The sequence below is a fragment of the Mucilaginibacter sp. CAU 1740 genome, from assembly GCF_039839285.1.
Lineage (GTDB): Bacteria > Bacteroidota > Bacteroidia > Sphingobacteriales > Sphingobacteriaceae > Mucilaginibacter.
The window spans coordinates 76,381-96,131 of sequence record NZ_JBDOQS010000016.1 but is presented as its reverse complement, the minus strand read 5'-3'; the positions used below and the strand labels follow the sequence as shown (position 1 = coordinate 96,131).

15 protein-coding genes are annotated in these 19,751 nt (G+C 43.0%); 8 read left to right on the top strand and 7 right to left on the bottom strand.

Features of this window, described 5'->3' with window-relative positions; all coding sequences use genetic code 11:
* Positions 1 to 11: 11 nt before the first annotated feature.
* Positions 12 to 3,338, bottom strand: coding sequence for a TonB-dependent receptor (locus AAFN85_RS27580; protein ID WP_347531192.1), 3,327 nt, complete (start codon positions 3,336 to 3,338; stop codon positions 12 to 14).
* Positions 3,339 to 3,527: 189 nt separating this feature from the next.
* Positions 3,528 to 4,733, bottom strand: a complete 1,206-nt coding sequence (locus AAFN85_RS27575) for a FecR family protein (protein ID WP_347531191.1) — start codon at positions 4,731 to 4,733, stop codon at positions 3,528 to 3,530.
* A gap of 103 nt (positions 4,734 to 4,836) precedes the next feature.
* Here AAFN85_RS27575 and AAFN85_RS27570 point away from each other — a divergent pair, with 103 nt between their 5' ends.
* Both AAFN85_RS27570 and AAFN85_RS27565 read left to right on the top strand, forming a co-directional pair.
* Entirely contained in the window at positions 4,837 to 5,430 is a 594-nt protein-coding gene (locus tag AAFN85_RS27570; protein WP_347531190.1) for an RNA polymerase sigma-70 factor, read from the top strand.
* A gap of 293 nt (positions 5,431 to 5,723) precedes the next feature.
* A complete protein-coding gene (locus AAFN85_RS27565) occupies positions 5,724 to 7,577 on the top strand; it encodes a hypothetical protein (RefSeq protein ID WP_347531189.1) in 1,854 nt (617 codons plus the stop codon).
* Positions 7,578 to 7,761: 184 nt separating this feature from the next.
* Here the strand turns inward: AAFN85_RS27565 and AAFN85_RS27560 are convergent, their stop codons facing one another.
* Positions 7,762 to 9,006: a hypothetical protein gene (locus AAFN85_RS27560; protein ID WP_347531188.1), complete on the bottom strand. Its 1,245-nt coding sequence runs from the start codon at positions 9,004 to 9,006 to the stop codon at positions 7,762 to 7,764.
* A 229-nt stretch (positions 9,007 to 9,235) separates the two neighbouring features.
* Here AAFN85_RS27560 and AAFN85_RS27555 point away from each other — a divergent pair, with 229 nt between their 5' ends.
* Genes AAFN85_RS27555 through AAFN85_RS27535 form a run of 5 tightly spaced genes read left to right on the top strand, consistent with a single transcriptional unit; the run spans position 9,236 to position 11,584 of the window.
* Positions 9,236 to 9,565 (top strand): metalloregulator ArsR/SmtB family transcription factor, encoded by a 330-nt coding sequence (locus AAFN85_RS27555; protein ID WP_022829661.1) that lies wholly within the window; start codon positions 9,236 to 9,238, stop codon positions 9,563 to 9,565.
* Between the two features lie 4 nt (positions 9,566 to 9,569).
* Entirely contained in the window at positions 9,570 to 10,037 is a 468-nt protein-coding gene (locus AAFN85_RS27550) for an SRPBCC domain-containing protein (protein WP_347531187.1), read from the top strand.
* A gap of 6 nt (positions 10,038 to 10,043) precedes the next feature.
* Positions 10,044 to 10,427, top strand: coding sequence for a DoxX family protein (locus AAFN85_RS27545; protein ID WP_347531186.1), 384 nt, complete (start codon positions 10,044 to 10,046; stop codon positions 10,425 to 10,427).
* A 10-nt stretch (positions 10,428 to 10,437) separates the two neighbouring features.
* Positions 10,438 to 10,995, top strand: a complete 558-nt coding sequence (locus AAFN85_RS27540; protein WP_347531185.1) for a DUF4256 domain-containing protein — start codon at positions 10,438 to 10,440, stop codon at positions 10,993 to 10,995.
* 10 nt (positions 10,996 to 11,005) lie between these two features.
* Complete coding sequence (locus AAFN85_RS27535) at positions 11,006 to 11,584, top strand: YdeI/OmpD-associated family protein (protein ID WP_347531184.1); 579 nt, start codon at positions 11,006 to 11,008, stop codon at positions 11,582 to 11,584.
* Positions 11,585 to 11,593: 9 nt separating this feature from the next.
* Here the strand turns inward: AAFN85_RS27535 and AAFN85_RS27530 are convergent, their stop codons facing one another.
* Positions 11,594 to 12,130 (bottom strand): peptidylprolyl isomerase, encoded by a 537-nt coding sequence (locus tag AAFN85_RS27530; RefSeq protein ID WP_347531183.1) that lies wholly within the window; start codon positions 12,128 to 12,130, stop codon positions 11,594 to 11,596.
* A 241-nt stretch (positions 12,131 to 12,371) separates the two neighbouring features.
* Here AAFN85_RS27530 and AAFN85_RS27525 point away from each other — a divergent pair, with 241 nt between their 5' ends.
* Complete coding sequence (locus tag AAFN85_RS27525; protein ID WP_347531182.1) at positions 12,372 to 13,754, top strand: right-handed parallel beta-helix repeat-containing protein; 1,383 nt, start codon at positions 12,372 to 12,374, stop codon at positions 13,752 to 13,754.
* Positions 13,755 to 13,889: 135 nt separating this feature from the next.
* On the opposite strand, the gene AAFN85_RS27520 is transcribed toward AAFN85_RS27525, so the two are convergent.
* From AAFN85_RS27520 to AAFN85_RS27510, 3 genes are all read right to left on the bottom strand, one after another.
* A complete protein-coding gene (locus AAFN85_RS27520) occupies positions 13,890 to 16,340 on the bottom strand; it encodes an outer membrane beta-barrel protein (protein WP_347531181.1) in 2,451 nt (816 codons plus the stop codon).
* A 123-nt stretch (positions 16,341 to 16,463) separates the two neighbouring features.
* A complete protein-coding gene (locus AAFN85_RS27515; RefSeq protein ID WP_347531180.1) occupies positions 16,464 to 17,522 on the bottom strand; it encodes an acetylxylan esterase in 1,059 nt (352 codons plus the stop codon).
* A 123-nt stretch (positions 17,523 to 17,645) separates the two neighbouring features.
* The gene (locus AAFN85_RS27510) at positions 17,646 to 19,580 is read right to left on the bottom strand and encodes a LuxR family transcriptional regulator (RefSeq protein WP_347531179.1); all 1,935 of its coding nucleotides are present in this window, start codon (positions 19,578 to 19,580) and stop codon (positions 17,646 to 17,648) included.
* Positions 19,581 to 19,751: the final 171 nt, after the last annotated feature.

Below are 19,751 nucleotides of genomic sequence, written 5' to 3'. Positions count from 1 at the left end.
TAGTGTTGAGGTTAGAATTGAACAGATGCGCCAAATGAATAAGTGCGGTTTTGCGGATAGTTGGCAAAGCCATACCAGGCATCGGGCTTGTTGTTGATATCCTGCCTTTCGGGGTCGGTACCTTGTTTAAGCGGCGTAAATAGCGCCAGGTTATCTACAGCACCATAAACGCGGATCGATTTAACGCCTTTAACAAGCCCAACCGGGAAGGTGTATCCTAACTGCACGTTTTTAATGCGCATAAAGCTGGCATTATATAAGTGATAGGTTGATTGCACATTGGTTATTTTAGGATAACCGTAAAAGCCCATATATACCTTAGGCATTGTGGTTGATGGGTTTTGCGGAGTCCAGCGGTTTAGCCAGTCGGTAGTAGGCATGGCACCTTGCGCAAACGGATCAACACCCCATTTGTACAAGTACAGTTTGTTGCCGTATGAGCCGTAAAGTTGCACGCTGGCATCAAAATTACCCCAGGTTGCACCCATGGTATATGAATATTCAAACTTAGGGTACTGCCCCGGAATAATGCTGCGGTCATTAGCATCTACCTTACCATCACCGTTAACATCTTTATATTTTATATCACCTGGAGTTGGCGGCCCCCCTAATGATGATTGATCTGGCGAGTTGGCAATTTCCTGCTGACTTTGGAAAATGCCATCCATAGTTTGCAAATAGAACGAACCTATCGGCGCACCATTGCGCATAATGGTTTGCCCATCGGGCCCCATAATTTCATCGGCACCAAATGATACCAACTTATTACGATAAACCTGGAAGTTTGCCTGTGCATAATAGCTGAATTTTTCGGACGGGCGATCTTGATAACGCAGGCTAAATTCAAAGCCTTTGTTGCTTACCGCACCGTTATTAACTATAGGTGCAGCTACACCCAATGCCAATGGTATTTGCGATTGGCGCAAAATGTTGTAGGTATATTTATTAAACCAGTCGAAAGTAAAGGTCAGCTTATTTTTTAAGGCCACGAGGTCGAAACCAAGGTCAGTCATGCGAGTGGTTTCCCAGGTTAAGTTAGGGTCAACCAATCCGCCCGGAATATAGCCCGGCGATACCTGGCCTGCAAAAGCATAGCTGTTTTGTGTATAGGTTGATTGGTAAGGATACGGATACGGTGTATGGATATCACCTGCAGGCAAAGTGATATTCTGGTTACCCAAACGTCCCCACGAGCCACGTAACTTCAAGTCGTTTATCCAGCTCACATCTTTCAAAAATTCCTCTTTAGAAATGCGCCATCCGCCCGAAAATGATTCATACAAGCCCCAACGGCTTCCACTCGGCAATCTCGATGTACCATCGTACCTAACGTTGGCACCTAAAAGGTACTTATCGTCAAAGTTATAGTTCACATTACCATATAATGAATGGATCACCCATTGGGTAGAGATGCCATCATTAGTTTGGTTATTTACCGAACCTGCGTGTAATTCGTCCAGATCATTGGTTGGATAGCCAACACGGTAAGCATCAATATAACTCCGGGTATCAACTTCCTGTTGCACACCGCCTAAAACAGTCAAATCGTGTTTGCCCAATTGTTTATGGAAATTCAACTGGCTATAGATGGTAGAGTGGATCTCATCCTGGTTGTTAACAGATAAACCGGGGGTGCCTACGTCGGCATTACGGTTGTAGGATAGATCGCTATACAGGTACTCGGGTATTGTTGGTCTGAAGGTTTTGCTTTTATCATAATCAAAGTTTAAACCCGCGCGGTTTTCCCAACGCAAACCATCAACTATATCAACATCTAACGAGATATTGCCCTGTCCATAATAATTAGGGTTATGGGTCAAGATCTGCGAAGCCAATACCGGGTTTTTGTTACCCAATTCCTTATCATAAGCTTTGGTTATCCATAAACCATCGGCTGTTTGGGCCGGGTATAACGGCGATTGCGATAGGGTAGAGATATACAAATCGGCAGCGCCGTTGTAAGGAGAGTTCCTATCACCATACCTGAACTGGAAGTTAGCACCCAGGGTTACACGTTTGTTCACCTTAGAGGTTATGCCCAGATTTAGCGTGTATTTTTTGTAATCAAAACCGCGCATGGTGCCCGGCTGGTTCACAAAGCCTAAACCGATACTGTAGGTTGTACCTTCGTTACCGCCGCTCATGTTGAGGTAGTGGTTTTGCACAACCGCTGTCGAGAACATATCATTTAACCAGTTATGGTTAGGATATTTAACCCTATCGGTTGCGTTGGCATAAAGGTCAATTTGCTGTTGGGTGTATATGGTGGCGTTGCCCGAATTAACTTCGGCCTCGTTAAGGAGCTGCATGAACTGGGCCGAATTGGTAATCAGCTTAGGTAAGCGGGTTGCAGTAGCAAAGCCTACGTTGTAGTTATAGGTTAAGGTGAACGCGCCGGCCTTACCTTTTTTAGTTTTCACTACCACAACACCATTTGCACCCTGCGAGCCGTAAATAGCCGCCGCCGAGGCATCTTTTAAAACCGTTACCGATTCGATATCATTAGGGTTGATAACCGCTAAGCTGCCGGGGATCCCATCAACTATAATCAGCGGATTGTTACCGGCACTACTAAAAGTACCCAGACCGCGGATACGGAGCTGAATGCTTTCGTTACCCGGTTCGGCCGAGTTTTGTACTACTGATAAGCCCGGAAGCTGGCCTTGCAGTAATGAAGTAGCGTCTGTTGCTACCCTTTTGGTCATCTCTTCGCCTTTTACAGATACGATGGCGCTGGTTAGCGTGTGTTTACTTTGGGTACTGTAACCGGTTACAACTACCTCGCCAAGTGCCTTTTTATCCTCAAGCAGGGTAACGTTGATCTCTGTTTTATCGCCTACAGAAATTTCCTGTTTCGCGTAGCCAACAAAGCTAAATACCAATACCGCGTTACCATCAGGCACATTGAGGGTGTAGGTACCGTCGGTTTTGCTGATGGTGCCGGTTTGGGTACCTTTTACCTGCACGTTTACACCGGGAAAAGGCTGACCTTTTTCATCCACAATTTTACCTTTTACGGGAATGGCTACAGGAGCTTCCGGTTCGGGCCTGGGTTTTATGGTGATGGTTTTTTTGTTGATGAGATAAGTGAGTGGTTGGTTGGCGAAAATAATATCCAACGCTTTATTAATGTTTACATTTTTAAGCGATAGGGATACAGGGGCCGCGTTTTTAACCAACGTAGAGCTGTAAATAAAATCATAGCCGCTTTGCTGCTGTAAGGTGTAAAGCACATCTTCAAGCGATGCTTTTTGCACATCAAGGCTTACCTTTTGCGCATAAGTTCTGGCGCTTACCTGCATGATCACCATCATGATCAGTGCACACGTTAATTTCATAATCCGGATTAATTTGAGCAGCGCATGGTGGTGCCGCCTGAACTTTGATTCAGTAAATATTTTATACATTTGAATGTTAGGTTTTAATTAATAATTGGTTGGTGCTCAATTGATCGTTAATTACCTGGCCTTTTTACCGGGGGCACGCCAATGCCTCCGGTATATTTACCGGGTAACCGTAATTGCTGGTTAATTCATTACGATTATCCTCCTTTCTTCAATTTTAAAGTGCACAAGTCCGGTTAATTCAAGCCCTTTTAATAACTCGTTGATATCCTTGTTTTTTGAGTAGATGCCGCCGAAAGTTTTATGGGTGATATTACCTTCATATTCAACCTCCACATCATACCAGCGCGAAATTTGTTTCATGATCTCGCGGATATCATTTTCCCTGAACAGAAAGTAGCCCGTTTTCCAGGCTATTACCTGGTTAACATTTACGCTGTGGGTAAAAATGTTTTGTCCCGTAGTACTAACACCCTGCTGCCCCGGAACCAATAAGGCCGATGAGTTTTGGTTTGACAGGTTTACAGAACCTTCAAGCAGGGTAGTTTTGCTGTTTTTATCATCCGCATAAGCCTCCACATTAAAATGGGTGCCCAATACCTTAACATCAACATTGTCGGTATGCACGGTAAATGGTTGGTGCGGATTTTTAGTAACTTCAAAGTATGCCTCGCCGCTTAGGGTTACGTTTCGGGTTGCACCGTTAAAGGCAACAGGATAGGATAGGGATGAGGCCGAGTTTAGCCAAACCATAGTGCCATCGGGCAATTTAATGGTGTATTGACCGCCACGAGGAACGGAGATTGTGTTCATTGCTGGCTGGGCCGCAGACTGGTCGGTATTATTACTGCTGTATTCAATAAGTCCGTTGGCTAATTTTTTAATAGCCGTTTTGCCCGAAGTTGCCAGTACACCATTTTGAGCAGAATCTAATGTAATACTTGAGCCATTAGCAAGGGTAAGTACAGCGGTGTTTCTGCCAGGTTTGATAGCTTTAAAAGGCGATTTTTTTGTGCGATTGACAGCCATGCTATTTTGAACCGGCTGCTTTTTTTGAAGAAAGAATATACCGGAGACTAATACAATAACGGCAGCTGCTGCTATCCATCCCCACATTTGCAGAGTGCGCCGTTGTTGCGGGCGCTCGGTTATCGATTCGCGGATTCGGGAGTAGATCAGGGCGCGTTTTTGTTTATCTGCCGGATTGATGGCTTGTTCATCGCCGGTTTCGGGTAAATGAAATTCATCCTGGTATTCCAGCAGGCGGACTTCCTCTTCGGGCGTGCAGCTGCCCGAAGCAAACTTTTCGTATAATTTGATGTATTCTTCCGGTGTCATTATTGGTTGGGCCGTTATGGGATCGGGGCCTTTGTTTAGATAGTGTATCACAGATTAAGCTAACACACATATATTCGAAAAAAAAGTATCAAATTAATTTTGTGTGGTCAACATTTGCAAATCACAAATAATTTCTACTTTTATCGCACCAATCATGACCAATAAACTTACTGACAACGAATTATGGGCCGCCGTCGCGTCGGATAGTTCCAGGGCTTTTGTGGTCCTGTACAACAGGTATTGGCATAAATTATATCAATCGGCAAAAAAGTATCTGAAAGATGATACCGCCGCCGAAGAGATAGTGCACGATGTTTTTGTAGCCCTGTGGCAAAAAAGGCATACCTCCAATATTATCGATTTTCAGAAGTATATACTGGTTACCACCCGCTACCATGTTTATAAACGGATGCGTGCCTTGGCAACAGAAAAAGTTGAATACCGCGAGGAATTACCTGAGTATCCCGCACTTGCGGCTGTTAACGAGGTGGATATTAAGCTGGGTTATGAGGACTTGCAAACCGAATTGGGTAATGTGCTTAAACAACTACCGCGCCGTTGCCAGGAAATTTTCTGGATGAGCAGGGTAGAGAACCTGAGCAATGATGAAATTGCCGAGCGTTTGCATATCTCTAAACGCACTGTAGAAAATCAGATCACTATCGCTTTAAAATTTCTGCGATCATGGTATCCGCAATATAGCGGGGTGGCGGTTTCGTTGTTGTTTTTCTTTATATTTTGTAGATAGTTATAACTGCATTTTACTGCTGTTCGAAGTTTTTAACTTCGAACTACTATGCATGGAGTTTGTAACTCTATAGTTTTTCTTGCGCTCATCTGTGATGAGTGCTTAACCTGGGCTTACGTTTGTAACGTGAGCAATAAGCGCGTTGCAAACGCGAAACCATATGAAGCGCTCGTTACAAACGAGCGCAAGGTAGTGGACGTTGGACAGTGTATAATAAATAGCAATTATTTTTATAACCGCTGTGTGTAAAGCTTCTCCCATCTACACTATATATTCGTAACCTGATATATACCATGAGAAATTTTACCCCAAAAAGCCTGGCAATTTTATGCTTAGTGCTGATAAATAACTTATTACACGCCCAAAATAAACAGATCGAATATATTTCAATAAAAGCCCGCCACAAATCTCCCGGTAATCAAACCTATTTTATCGACCCTGTAAAAGGTAGTGACCAAAACAGCGGCAAAAGTAAAACTAAGCCATGGAAAACATTTGTTCATATCAACCGGCTTATCTTATCGCCCGGTGATGGAGTTTCGGTACTATCATCCGGCGATTTCCACGAATCAATGGCTATTGTTGCCTACGGCTCATCTTCCAAACCGGTAAACATCAGATTCGCACCTGGCAAGTACAATTTTTTCCCGGACGGAGCTTTTAAAACCCAGTTGCAGATCTCCAATACCAATGATGTTCCGTATGGTTTAAAGGCGATCGCCCTGATGGTTGACAGCAGCGAATTTGTTAATGTATCTGGCACGGGCGCATTGATCAACCTGCGGGGTAAAATGATCGAAACTTATATTAATCACAGTAATAATATCAAGCTGAATGGCCTAAGCTATGATTATCACCGCCCAACAGTTTCAGAGTTTACGGTGACTCAAGTGGCAGCAAACTATGCTGATGTGAAGGTTAACAAAGGCGACCAATTTGCCGTTAAGGATAGCGTGCTGACCTGGATAGGTGAGGGCTGGAGTTACCAGCCTGATGGATACTGGCAGCAATACAACCCTACCACGCGTGAGCTTGAAAGAAAAGAAATAGAGCAAAAGCAACTACGCTACGTAAATACCGGCGAAAACCAGTTGCGCATCTACTTTAAACAGAACCCAGGCTATCAAAAAGGATTTACCTATCAGAACCGCGATGTAACCCGCGATTGCGCAGGCATTTTTATCCAGAAAAGTAAAAACGTTGGTTTTGATCATGTGCGCATTTATTTTATGCATGGTATGGGTGTGGTAAGTCAGTTTAGCCAAAATTTAAGTTTTAACCATGTAAGCGTAAAAGCCCGCACCGGGCGTACTTGTGCGGCCTGGGCGGATATTTTGCATTTTTCAGGATGCAGCGGTAAGATAGAAGTGGCTAACAGTTATCTATCGGCAGCTAATGATGATGCCATCAATATCCACGGTACATTTTTAAAGATCACCGAGGGGCTTTCCTCAACCGAAGTAAAAGTGAAGTTTATGCACGATCAAACTTATGGTTTCGATGCCTTTTCAGCAGGAGATAGTGTTGGTATGGTAAACCCGGCCAGCTTGCTTACTTATCAAAATAACAAGCTTTTATCGGTGCAAAAACTCAATAATAAAGAGTTTCTTTTAAAGCTAAGCAAACCACTACTTGCTGAAATGCAAACGGGAGATGTAGTAGAAAATATAACCGCTACACCACAGGTATGGATCCACCAGGATACCATCGAAAAAATACCTACGCGTGGTATCCTCCTAACCACATTAAGGAAAAGTGTAATTGAGCACAACGTATTTAACCGAACCCATAACAGCGCTATCTGGATCAACGACGATGCTTCGGGTTGGTACGAATCGGGAGCAGTTAAGGATGTAACTATCCGTAATAACCTGTTTTTTGAGTGTGGAGGACCTGTGATCGGTACTTTACCGGAAACTAAAATAGCCGTAAAAAAAGCGGTGCATTTCGGTATCAAGATCATCAACAATAAGGCGGTTATAAAAGAGGGCTTATTTTTAAGCGCTTCGGCTAATTCGGGGCTGAGGGTTACAGGTAACCATGTAAAATCGATGGTTCCGGTTAAAAACTTTAATGCTTTGATGAGTATTAAAGATTGTTTTGATTTGCCGACGGGTGGGTTTAAGGGGAATGTTTTGGGGGAGTGAAAAACAAAAAAAGCAATGGCTTGTGCGATTCCCTCCCCCGGGAGGGTGTAGGGAGGGGTTTCTCGAATATGCTTATCCGTTAAGCAAGGCGTACAAACCCCTCCCTGCCACAACACAATCCATCGCGCCCTCCCCAAGGAGGGAATCGAAATAAATCGCTATTCTTATTTACTCGCGAAGGACTTTACCTAAACCCAAACACCAACGGGAACAAAAACGTCACAATAACCACCCAAACAAAATAAACCGGCAAGTAAAAAGCTATCATTTTACCCACGTTGCCAACCTCCCCTTTCTTAAATACCGCTTTAAAAAGCTGAACAGACACCAATAGCAGATTAATTAAAATGAGAATATTTCCCCCTAAAACAGCGCTGCGGTTAGGAGAGAAACCCCATTCCGAAATTCGTAAAACAATAGCCGAAAGCGCGACACCGTTAACCACAATAGTTACTACGGATAGAAGAAAAAGAATTACTGTTTGCGTATGACTCTTATTACCCCCGGTTGATTCTGCTACCGAGAAAAAGATAATAGCCATAACAGCAAGTAGTACACCGTTAAATATCATCAGGAAATCGCGGTTGTTATATGGGTTTTCGCGCGAGGAGATCATGGCAAAAAGGTAAACCACCAGGGTGATCAATACCAGCGGGCAAAAGATCTTAGCTATTACCGGCGAGATTTTCCCCACCAGCTGCGGGTTAGTTTGTGTAAGGTAAGTGGCAATGATCGGAGCCGCAGCAAGGCCCATAATGCCGATATTTTGGGTGTAAAATTTTTCGATGTTGAAATGAATGAGGGAGAAAAGCCCGATAGTTACGCCCGTCATGATTGCGCCTGCTATTACAATGAGGCCCGTCATTACTACCACATCGCCGTTTACTTTTAAAAAGCCCAGGCGCTTATCTGTATCATTTTTTGCCCCACCAACAAATGCAAACCCTAAAACCGACCATAAAAACAAAACAAGATGGATGCAGGACAAAGTGAGGGTATCGCTTTTATCATTGTGGGGAAGCAAATTGATAAATATCACCCCTAAAAGAATACTCCCAGCTATAAAAGCGATTTTACCGGTTGATAACTTGTTTTTCCAGGCAAAATAAGTTGTAAGCAGCGGAAATATGATAAAGCCAATGTTGCGGGGATAAAAGAAATCCTGACTGATAGATAGGATCGCCGGAAGTTTGGCAATGAATCCGGCCGTAAGCGCTGCCAGTATCACTAATAATAATTCGCGACTGTTGCCCCAGCTAATTTCATCATTTTCGTAGCTGAGCCGCTCGTTCCAGAAATCGGCCAGGGCGTTTCCTTTTACATCGGGATAAAGGGAAGCAAACTCTTTTTTAAAAGGCCCACGGTTGCTTCGGTACATTTTTTCAAGGTAACCGGCGTCGTTTAAATGGGCTATGATCTGATCTCTCATTGGGTTTATATTTTTATGGTCGGGATATTGAAGATCGTGGTAAAAATAAATTCAATATAAAGGTATATAAAAGAACTTTGTATTTCAAAGTAAATAATAGAATTTTTTATTTCTTGTAGCAATACACCTATAAAGTTTTACGCCGTTGCGCACTTATCTATCTAAAAATCAAAGAAAAATTTGCGTAGTTAAATAACTACATATATATTCGTAGTCAAATAGCTACATGATGAATTTACGACGAGATGTTTTCCAGGCCATTGCCGACCCAACACGCAGGGCGATCCTCACATTGGTTGCCACCCAGGCCATGACGGCCGGGGTAATAGCCTCCAACTTTGATACTGCCCGGCCAACGGTTTCCAAGCATTTGCAGATCCTCACCGAGTGCGAATTACTGAAGCAGGAGCAAAGCGGCAGGGAAATATACTATCACATCAACGCCAAAAAAATGAAGGAGGTGGCAGATTTTATCGAACCGTTCCGCCAGATGTGGGACGAGCGCTTTAACAAGCTGGAAGCTATCATGAAACAATACCAATCAAAACAAACCGAATAATATTATGGAACTAAAAACCAAGATCACAGCGGAAGGCGGCAGGCAGGACCTGCTGATAACCAGAGAGTTTGACCTGCCGGTCGAGCTGCTTTTTAAAGCCTACGCTGAACCCGAAATTGTGGAGCAATGGATGGGAACCAAAGTGCTGAAACTGGAAAACCAAAACCACGGCAGCTACCGCTTTGAAACTTCCGACCCGAAAGGGAACGTGGTATTTAAAGCTAACGGAACCATTCACGAGTTTACGGCCAACCAAAAGATAGTCCGCACTTTTGAAATGGAGAACGCCCCTTTTGGCGCGCAACTGGAAATTCTGTCGTTCGAAAAACTTACTGATAGCACCAGTAAGCTGAATATGCATTCCATATATCAATCGGCTGCACTGAGGGACGAGATGCTGAAACTGCCCTTTGCGCAAGGTATTAACTGGGCGCATAACCGTTTACAGGAAGTTGTTGGCAAATTAAAATAAACCATCATGAGCAAAAGAAACAAGATCATTTATTGGATAGCCACGCTTTGGCTGGCTTTCGGAATGACATCTACCGGCGTTGTACAGCTAATAAAAATGAAGGATGAAACAGCTATGATGGCACATCTGGGCTATCCTGCATACGTGTTAACCATTATAGGCGTTTGGAAAATTTTAGGTGTAATAGTGGTGCTAATCCCTAAATTTACTTTACTGAAAGAATGGGCCTACGCGGGTTTCTTTTTTGTAATGTCGGGCGCGGTATTTTCGCATTTAGCGGTGGGCGATGGCGGGAAGGAATTTTTTGGCCCAGTGCTACTGATCGTGCTAACCATAGTATCGTGGTATTTTAGGCCTGCCGACAGGAAAGTTATTTCAGCAAACCAATAATACAAACCGAATGAAAAAGGAATTATCTACAGAGCAAACCGAAGAGCTGCTTGGCATACTGAAAGCCCGATTCGAAAAAAATAAAGATCGCCATAAAGGCATTGAATGGGCCGGCGTACTGGCCAAACTTAATGCTGATGCAGTGAAATTATGGTCGCTTAACGAAATGGAACTAACCGGCGGCGAACCGGATGTTGTGGCCCATGATCAAAGCACCGGCGAATACGTTTTTTACGATTGCGCTGCCGAAAGCCCTAAAAACCGCCGGAGTTATTGTTACGATCACGAAGCACTCGAAGCCCGAAAAGAACATAAACCCGCCAATAGCGCTATAGCCGCCGCCGAGGATATGGGGATAGAGATACTAACAGAAGAACAATACCGCGATTTGCAAAAACTGGGTAAGTTTGATCTGAAAACTTCAAGCTGGGTAAAAACGCCTGCCAACATCCGTAAACTTGGCGGTGCCATATTTTGCGATCGAAGATATGATACCGTTTTTACCTATCACAATGGTGCTGAATCTTATTATGCGGCCCGTGGGTTTCGTGGTTTGTTAAAAGTTTAAAACGATCTTGATGAATCCGAAAGTTGATTTTTATTTCAGTAAAGAACAAAAGTGGCAGCAGGAAATAGAACAGATGAGGCTGATCACGCTCGACTGTGGGTTAGATGAAGAGTTGAAATGGGGCTGTCCCTGTTATACGTTGGGCGAAAGCAACGTAGTTTTGATCCATGTATTTAAAGAGTATTGCGCCTTCCTGTTTTTTAAAGGCGCATTATTAAGTGATACTGATAGCATCCTTATCCAGCAATCAGAAAATGTACAGGCTGCGCGGCAGATCAGGTTTACGGATGTTAAGCAAATAACAGAACTTGCCGCCGTCCTGAAAACCTATATCTATCAGGCTATCGAAGTTGAAAAAGCAGGCCTGAAAGTAGAATTAAAAAAGACCACCGAATTTGCAGTGGCAGATGAATTTCAACAAAAGCTGGATGAACTCCCCGCACTAAAAAATGCTTTTGAAACACTCACTCCCGGAAGGCAAAGAGCTTATCTGCTCCATTTTTCACAACCTAAACAAGCCAAAACCAGGGAGGCAAGGGTTGAAAAGTGTATTCCGCAAATTTTGAACGGTAAGGGACTTACCGTTTAGTAGGGCCTGCTATTTTACCCTGCTTATTTGCAATATTTTTACCGGGTTAACCAGATATTGGAAAGTATCTTTTTGCGATTGAATTTTTTTCACCACATCCATACCCGCGGTCACTTTGCCAAAGGCAGCGAAACCTTGCCTATCGGGGTTGCGGGCTCCGCCATAATCTAAAGCGGATTGATCATTTATACAAATAAAAAATTCGCTGGTGGCCGAGTTGGGACCGCTACGTGCCATAGATAGGGTGCCATTTTTGTGCAGGATACCCGTGTAGTTGGTGGTTTCAATTTTGATGCTGTCAAAACTCATCTTATCGGGCACATTGCCGCCTTGTATTACCTGGATCTTCACTTTCCGGTTTGCCTCGTTGGTGGGTGTACAAATTCTGAAAAAGCTGCTCCCATTATATTGTTTATCATCTACATAATGCATAAAATTGGCCACGGTAACCGGTGCTTTGGCCGGATAAAGCTCAATAGCAATATTGCCCAATTGGGTTTTAATAAGGCAATGTATAGTAGTTTGAGCCAGTGTTATCAGTGGCATAAAAAACATTGTCAAAATAATGATAACCGCTTTTTTCATTTAGTGATCATAACTGAATACGCTGAAAGATACAACAATCTGCTGGGATACTTTATACCCTGTTTTTGGCTATTTTTTTAATCGTCCCGATTTTTTGGCAACTATAAATTAAAAATAACGTATAATGACCAAGTTTCTTGAACCAGAGTACCCTGAAGTATGATTTAAGAAAATATCTATTAATTATTTTTTTTAACTGTTGATGAGAAAAAACTACTTAATTCAAATGACAGCCGGTGTACTGGCTTTATCATTTTTAGCGGGGTGCACAAAAAAAATAAACTCACTCGAAAAACCACAAAGTTCGGCGCAAATGTCTGATACAGCTGTAGCAAACATGCAGAGTTTGGCAGTTACTAATTTTACATACACCGTTAAGCCTACCGAATGGATGGTTGATGGAACAAAGATACCGGCGGGTGCCACTATCTATATTCCAGCTGGAAAAAGAGGTGCACTATTATTGAAAAATTTAAAAGGTACTTCAGTTGCGCCTATTATAATTGTAAACCAGGGAGGAAAAGTTACATTTTCAACAGACCTGAGTGCTTCGTATGGATTCAAAACCCAAAATTGTCGTTATTTTAAAGTGCTTGGAAATGGTGTTTCATCTGTAAAATATGGTTTTGAGGTAAACGGCGGGAACATAGGTATGACAATGGACGACCTGAGTTCGGATTTTGAAATAGCCAACGTAGATGTTCACAATACCGGCTTTGCAGGAATAATGGCAAAAACCGACCCTACCTGTGATCAGGCTACATGGCGCGGCCATTTTACAATGGCCAATGTTTATATTCATGATAATTATGTTCATAAAACAGGGGGGGAAGGCTTATACATCGGAAATTCATTTTATGAAGATGGTGTTTCTACATCATGCGGAACAGTTTTACCGCACGATGTGGTGAACTTAAAAGTATTGCGTAACCTTACAGATTCCACAGGCTCGGAAGGGATTCAGGTTGGAAGTGCTACTTTCGGTTGTATTATTAATACTAATACAGTTAAAAATCCAGGTGTATCGCCTTTTTCTGCATACCAGGATAATGGTATTCAATTAGGCGAAGGTACTGGTGGTAGATGCTACAATAATTTGATACAAAATGCGCCCGGTAATGGCATTATAGTGTTAGGGTTAGGCGATAACGTGGTGTACAACAATTATATTTTGGATTCAAAATCGTACGGTATTTTTGCCGATTCAAGATACACGCCGGGACCAAACTTTCAGTTTTTAAATAATACTATCATTGGCTCGGCTTTGGGTGGCATAAAATTAAACTCCGAAACCATTCCCATGAATACCGTTATTAACAACGCTATTGTGCAAAAAGCCGGTTTGCCAACTATAATCACAAAAAGCAGGAGTGTAAAGCTAAAAGCTTCAAACAATTATTTTGGTACCGATATAAATTTGTGTGGATTTGTAAATTACAAATTGGGTAACTATCGGCTGTTATCATCTTCTCCGTTTATTAATAAGGGAACTGATGTTTCTTCATCTGCTGTGTGGTATGATTATTATGGTAGTAAACGCATAAATAATGGCATTTGTGATATAGGCGCGGCCGAGTATTATTAAGCAAAGCATATCACCTGTAGTTAGGTAGCTATCCGTTATAGCGGTTAAAAAAATGTGTCTGGTAGTGACTGTTATGTTTCGCCAGCACATTTTTTATTATGGATCAAAAAAATAGGTGGAAATTTCCTTGTTAGATTAATGCGCCCTTCCTTGCTCGCTATCCGCTCCACCGATATTCCGTTTTTGCGGATTATTGGTCGATTTACCAAAGCTATAGGTAAACGCCAGGGTTGCCACCCTTGTATCGAGGGTATTATGATATTTGGCTGCAGCGCCTTCAATATTGGTTATGGTGCCGCTCGGGCTAAAGGTTTTAAGCACATCCCGCACATTCAGTTTTATTGATCCCTTGTTGTTCAATATCTTTTTCTGAACAGCCGTGTTGAGCATGCCGGTTGGTATCGATACAAACTGACCGTAAGTACCGCTGCTGTTAAAAAAGCCGCTTAGCTCGGCGCTCCATGTTTTTGATATGGTGAACTGGTTATTGCCATTAGCGCTAAAGGTATATTTTGATTGGTTAAGGTAACCAGTGTAAAAAGCCCCCTGGTAAGTATTTTTATAAACTTCGGCATATAAATTAACCGACCACCATTTGGCCGGCTGAAAATTGCTGTTCACAGAAAAATCCAGCGTTTTTTGTTGCCCTATATTGCCGGTGGTGCTGATGAATACTTGCCCATCTTTATGAATAGTTTCGTTTTGAACATCAGCGGTGTAGTTGTAAGTAACCGCTATGGTAATTAAACTCCTAAAGCTGTAGGCCAGTTTGTAGTTATCTGTAAACTGCGGTTTAAGGAATGGGTTGCCCGAAAAATAGGTGAACTTATCAACAAAAAAAGTAAAAGGGTTAAGGCTGCCATAGCTTGGCCTCCCTATACGCCTGCCGTACGATGCTACCAATACATTATGCCCTGCCGTATCAAGGTTATAAGATAGATACGCCGTAGGGAACAGGTTGGTATAATGCTTTACAAACGATGAGTCTGGACGTTGTGCATTGCCCAATTGATTCCCTTTGCCGTTGGTGTTTTCCATCCTTAAGCCTGTTTGTATCGAAAACCTGCCAATGGTTTTATTGAAGTTGATGTACCCCGCGTTTATGTTTTCCTTGTATAAAAAGCGGTTGGTGTTATTATAATCAATAGTGGTTATGTTATCAATTACATTAAAATAATTGGCCGCGTTATCGGTATTTACATAGCTGCTTTTAATGCCTGCTTCAAATTTGGCTTTGCCTTTAAGCGGGTGTGAATAATCGGCCTTGGCCGAGTAGATATTAATTGTTGATGGTAAATTATCGGTAATGGTTTGTGAATTTGTTAAAGTGCCATCGGGCAAAAAAGTGTTGTTCACAAAGATCTGGTTGCTGCCGGCCGCGTCATGAATATAATCTAAGTCGAAAGTTAATGTACGACCGGTGCTGTCAAATTTATGGGTATAGTTAACGTTTACACCTTTACTGTTAAAGTGATTTTTTGAGGTGTTGAGGGTGTTAATGGTCGAATCGAGGCCTCCGGCTTGATTATACAGCATACTATAAACCGGGCTGCTGTCATGGTCATTAGATAGTGTTCCCGTAAACACTACACCCCAGGTTGTTTTAGGCGATAGGTAGTAGTCAAGCCCTGTTTTAATATCTGTGTTGTTACTTGTTGGCCTGAAGTAGGAAATATCCGCCAATGATGAGGTCTTGGTTCCGTTGTCATCAAAATAATCACGGTCTATCTCAAGTTTGCGGTGGGTGCGCTGCCTGTTGTAGCTTACGTTGGCAAACAGGTTAACCTTATCAATACGATAGTTAAAGTTAATACTCTGATTGGTACGGAAATAAACGCCCTGCGATACATCCGACGAGATAACCGCGTTAAAACCACGGGTAGTATTCTTTTTTGTTTTGATGTTGATAACGCCAGCGTTCCCGGCAGCATCATATTTAGCGGGTGGGTTATCCATCAGTTCGATCTGGTCCAATGCCGACGATGGCAGCGAACGCAGGTAAGTGGCAAGGTTAGATGCCGAAAGATAGGTGGGCTTATCATCAATCATCACCAGTACGCCGCCCTTGCCTTTAAAAGTAATATTGCCATCGGCATCAACCTGCACGCCCGGCGATTTTGAAAGCACATCCAGCGCGTTGGTGCCGGTGTTTGATATCAGCGCGCCAACGTTAACTACGGTACGGTCAATTTTTTGTTGTATGAATGATTTTTTTGCGGTTACAGATACCTCGTTTAACGTTTTACCTATTGGTGCTAACGAGAACGCAGGTAAGTTGATGGTTTTTGCCTCGCTGAGGTTTATGGGACTACCAACATAGTTTTTAAAACTAATGTAGGTTGCTTTAATTAAATAGGTATTATCTTTTAAATTTTGGAATGCGAAACTGCCATCAGCTTTGGCAAGCTGGGTGGCTACTACCGACGAATCTTTTGCTGTAAGCAATATAACGGTCGCCCCATCGAGTGGTTTTTTGGTTTCATCTAACACAGTACCCGAAATTTTACCGCCGGGAGTTTGCGCGTTGGCAAAGTTGAACAGGAACAGTGTGAACAAGGTTAAGAAAAAAGGTCGAAGTATCTTCATGCCTAAAAGACTACCAAAGGGGTCCTTTGGTTACACATAACTTTGCCTTTTATCGAAAAATATATCTAAAGCGATGATTAATAGCCCCAAATAATGTGCGTACAAACAATGGCGCCAAATCAGCTATAGCCATTTACTAAACCAATCCAGTGTCATTTTAAAATGCTCTGGGGTAGAGGTATGGCCTAATTTAGGTGTTACATCCCGATGGATCTTATCTGTAGCGTTTTGTTGCTCATATGATTTTAGCGCCGAAGCATATGCTATGTTTGCACCGGGCAGGGGGCAGTTGGGATCATTCTCAGTTCCTATAACCAACATCGCTCGTGGTGCCATCAACCGCAGCATTGATGGGCAATCAAACTCGCCGGTGATACCGGGTATCAGCTTATCCCAAACCGCTTTTACATTATGCTTGTTCAACACCGAATCGCCAAGGTCATGAGCTGCCCGCAGGTGTGTAGCCTGTATGGTACCCACGCGTCCCTGCCATTTATCATTATCTAACGACCACTTGAAGCTCTGCACTGCAATATCCAATACCACCACTTTTATCCGTTTATCAACCGAGGCGGCAAGCCATGTTTCAATCCCGCCCATGGAGATGCCGCCCATGCCTATTCTTTTAGGGTCTACATCCATCCGGTCGCTCAGATAGTCGGTCATTCGCCAAAGATCGAAGGCGGTGTCGAATAAAAAGGGATGATTTTGATGGGCTTTATCTTTATTCTCCCATGCGGCTGTAGCGGCGGCTACATATTCTTTTGATCCGTGTGCACCTCCTTTAATACGTTCGCCATGAAAGCGGGCATCTATGGCAACGCCCATGATGCCTCTTTTCGACAGTTGATACAGCATCTCTTTACAATCTTCCTTTTTGCCGCCCGTGCCATGCAAAAAAATAACAGCGGGGTAGGGTTTAGTACCGGTAACAGGTTTGTAAATGAGGAAAGGCACCTTTTCATTCCGGTCGCTATAAATATACCCACGTTCAATAATTACCGAATCTGTTTTGATCTCCTCGAAAAACGGTTTAAATGGAACGCGAGGGCGCTCCAATAGCTTTTTAAAATCGGCAGCTACTTTATCTGTTGGGGGATATGTGGTTTGCTGCGCGGATGAAATTAACGTGCAGAAAAACAGTGCAACGGTTATATAAATTGCTTTAATTTCAAGCGACATGGGTTGACGGATTTATGAAAGCAATTTATTAAAGATAGGGTTTGGTTGGGTGTAACAATCTTACTGAAGATATATTCCTTTCCTGCTTAAAAAAGATGACCGATGCACCCCTTATGTAATCATCTATACATAATTCCCCGCCCGGGTAATAAACTGATCCAGATCCTCATCCTTAGATAACCTAAGTTTCTGTTTAAGCCTGTATTTCGCCATCCTAATACTTTTAGGTTCAACACCCAGACGGTTGGCTATCTCTTTGGTATCAAGCCCCATTAAAATGTACGAGCAATATTTAAGATCGAGCCGGGTGAGGTTGTTTTCGGCCTGTTCCTGTAGCGCATGGAAAAAGCCCGGATGGGTTTGATTGATAGCCTGTTGCTCGTCGATGTTTTTATCCATCCGCAGGTTTTGATTAATGATGCGGCCTATTTGCTTCGCTACCCCCGGCGAATCCGCTTTGAGCGATTTCTCCTTCAATTGTTCTAAAATGGCGTTCTTTTCTTCTATTTTGAGAGATCCGGCCAGAAGTTCTTTTTCCAACCAGTCGGTACGGTCTTGCAACAGTTCCTGTTGGGCTTTGGCGCGGGCGTGTTCTTCTTCGCGTAAAGATACCTGTAACTCGGCCTCCTGTTTTTCGAGGAGGAGGCGCTGGGCTTCGGCCTGTTGCAGTTGGGCTAACAGCTTCATTTCTTCCTTCTCCTGCTCGGTAAGCTGCTTTTGCTGTTGCGACGCCTTTAGTTTATAATGGTACGAGCTAAGCAGCAAACCAAGTAAAACTATACTTGCCGAACCTATAATGGCATAAAGCCAGTTCAGCTTCCTGTTAAAGTTGCCGCGCTCCTTTAAATAGGCTATCTCCTTTTCTTTCAGTACAGATTGATATTCCTCATCAAGCTGCTGAATGGTGGCCAGTTTCTGACTATCGAAAGCCTTGCGATAGTAATCGATATACTTTTTATAATAATCAAGCGCTTTGGCTTTATTGCCGCTTTTTTCGGCTATTCCTGCAAGCCCCTGCATTAACCTTGAGCGCGTTATATCAACCCCGGTTGTTGAATCTTTTAACTCTGAAAGGCCGGTTAATAAAAACTGCTCAGCCTTTTGCGGCGATCCATCGCGCAGCGCATACTCACTTAAAATGCCGTAGCAATTGGCAATTATCTCCTTGCCGTTGGTTTGCCGGGCTATTTCGAGGGCCATGTTAACGTAGTGGTAAGCGCTGTCTTTATAAACCGGGGGATAATATTTGAGGTAGCTGTTGGCGATATTCAGCGCAGTGGTAGATGCGTTGCTTTGTAATAAGATCTTTTGTTTATAGCGTTGATAAATAACCATCGATGCCCGGTAACAGGCTGTAGATGAATCGAGCAATGTACGGTTGGAAATGTTTTTTTCAAATGCTGAAAAGAAACTGTGGCCTAAGGTCATATAACCCAGGGTCAGATCATCAGGGCATTGGCTTTGCCTTGCCGCCGCCAGGCAATCTTTAGCGTATCTGCGTTGTTTTAGGGTATCGCTGCCGTAGGCATAAATGCTGGCTATGTAATGGTTTATTAGCGTTTTGTAGCTAAAGGCTCGCCGGTCGGTATTATTCTGTAGCAGTTGTTCGGCTTTGAGTAAACCGGGCATAGCCTTTTCATTGTTCCCTTTAACCAATTCAAACCAGCCTTTGCGCAACCAGGCAAATGCTGCCAGGGTGTTATCTTTTGATTTAGCTGCCGCTTGCACCGCGCTATCAATAAAAAGAGAAGCACGGTGCTGCTGATCGTTCTGCATCAGTAAATAACCCATGGTGGCGTAACAGAAAGCCTTCGCACCGGCATCGTTATTATCCTTTGCCAGTTTTATGGCTTTAGTTGCATTGGTAATTGATAAACGGATATCCTTATCAACTGTACTGCGGGCAAACTCGGCCATGATAACCGGCTTTTGGTTGTTCGGCGCGGTTTTTAAAGCTTGCTGCAATGAATCGATCATTAGCGATTGGGCCTTACTTACCGTAGCATATGTGGTTGAAATAAAGCAAATTGTTGCGGCAATTATATATTTTAAAGGCATTAGGATGTATTGTTTGATTTGCTGTTAAGGTTACAAGATCATCTTTGTAACACAAAAACTTAGCTAATTGTTGTAGATGTTTTGTAGATGCGTGTAGTTGTAGCTGTAGACGGCTTGTAGTCGGCGTTTTTTTGGTTGACGATAAAGTGCACCCTAATTTTGGGTCAACAT

What these genes read in the sequence shown, in the direction of transcription:
- AAFN85_RS27570 (WP_347531190.1), top strand. Translation starts at nt 4,837, where the DNA reads ATGACCAATAAACTTACTGACAACGAATTATGGGCCGCCGTCGCGTCG.
- AAFN85_RS27540 (WP_347531185.1), top strand. Translation starts at nt 10,438, where the DNA reads ATGAAAAAGGAATTATCTACAGAGCAAACCGAAGAGCTGCTTGGCATA.
- AAFN85_RS27530 (WP_347531183.1), bottom strand. Translation starts at nt 12,130, where the DNA reads ATGCCACTGATAACACTGGCTCAAACTACTATACATTGCCTTATTAAA.
- AAFN85_RS27565 (WP_347531189.1), top strand. Translation starts at nt 5,724, where the DNA reads ATGAGAAATTTTACCCCAAAAAGCCTGGCAATTTTATGCTTAGTGCTG.
- AAFN85_RS27545 (WP_347531186.1), top strand. Translation starts at nt 10,044, where the DNA reads ATGAGCAAAAGAAACAAGATCATTTATTGGATAGCCACGCTTTGGCTG.
- AAFN85_RS27555 (WP_022829661.1), top strand. Translation starts at nt 9,236, where the DNA reads ATGAATTTACGACGAGATGTTTTCCAGGCCATTGCCGACCCAACACGC.
- AAFN85_RS27580 (WP_347531192.1), bottom strand. Translation starts at nt 3,338, where the DNA reads ATGAAATTAACGTGTGCACTGATCATGATGGTGATCATGCAGGTAAGC.
- AAFN85_RS27515 (WP_347531180.1), bottom strand. Translation starts at nt 17,522, where the DNA reads ATGTCGCTTGAAATTAAAGCAATTTATATAACCGTTGCACTGTTTTTC.
- AAFN85_RS27510 (WP_347531179.1), bottom strand. Translation starts at nt 19,580, where the DNA reads ATGCCTTTAAAATATATAATTGCCGCAACAATTTGCTTTATTTCAACC.
- AAFN85_RS27535 (WP_347531184.1), top strand. Translation starts at nt 11,006, where the DNA reads ATGAATCCGAAAGTTGATTTTTATTTCAGTAAAGAACAAAAGTGGCAG.
- AAFN85_RS27550 (WP_347531187.1), top strand. Translation starts at nt 9,570, where the DNA reads ATGGAACTAAAAACCAAGATCACAGCGGAAGGCGGCAGGCAGGACCTG.
- AAFN85_RS27560 (WP_347531188.1), bottom strand. Translation starts at nt 9,006, where the DNA reads ATGAGAGATCAGATCATAGCCCATTTAAACGACGCCGGTTACCTTGAA.
- AAFN85_RS27520 (WP_347531181.1), bottom strand. Translation starts at nt 16,340, where the DNA reads ATGAAGATACTTCGACCTTTTTTCTTAACCTTGTTCACACTGTTCCTG.
- AAFN85_RS27525 (WP_347531182.1), top strand. Translation starts at nt 12,372, where the DNA reads ATGAGAAAAAACTACTTAATTCAAATGACAGCCGGTGTACTGGCTTTA.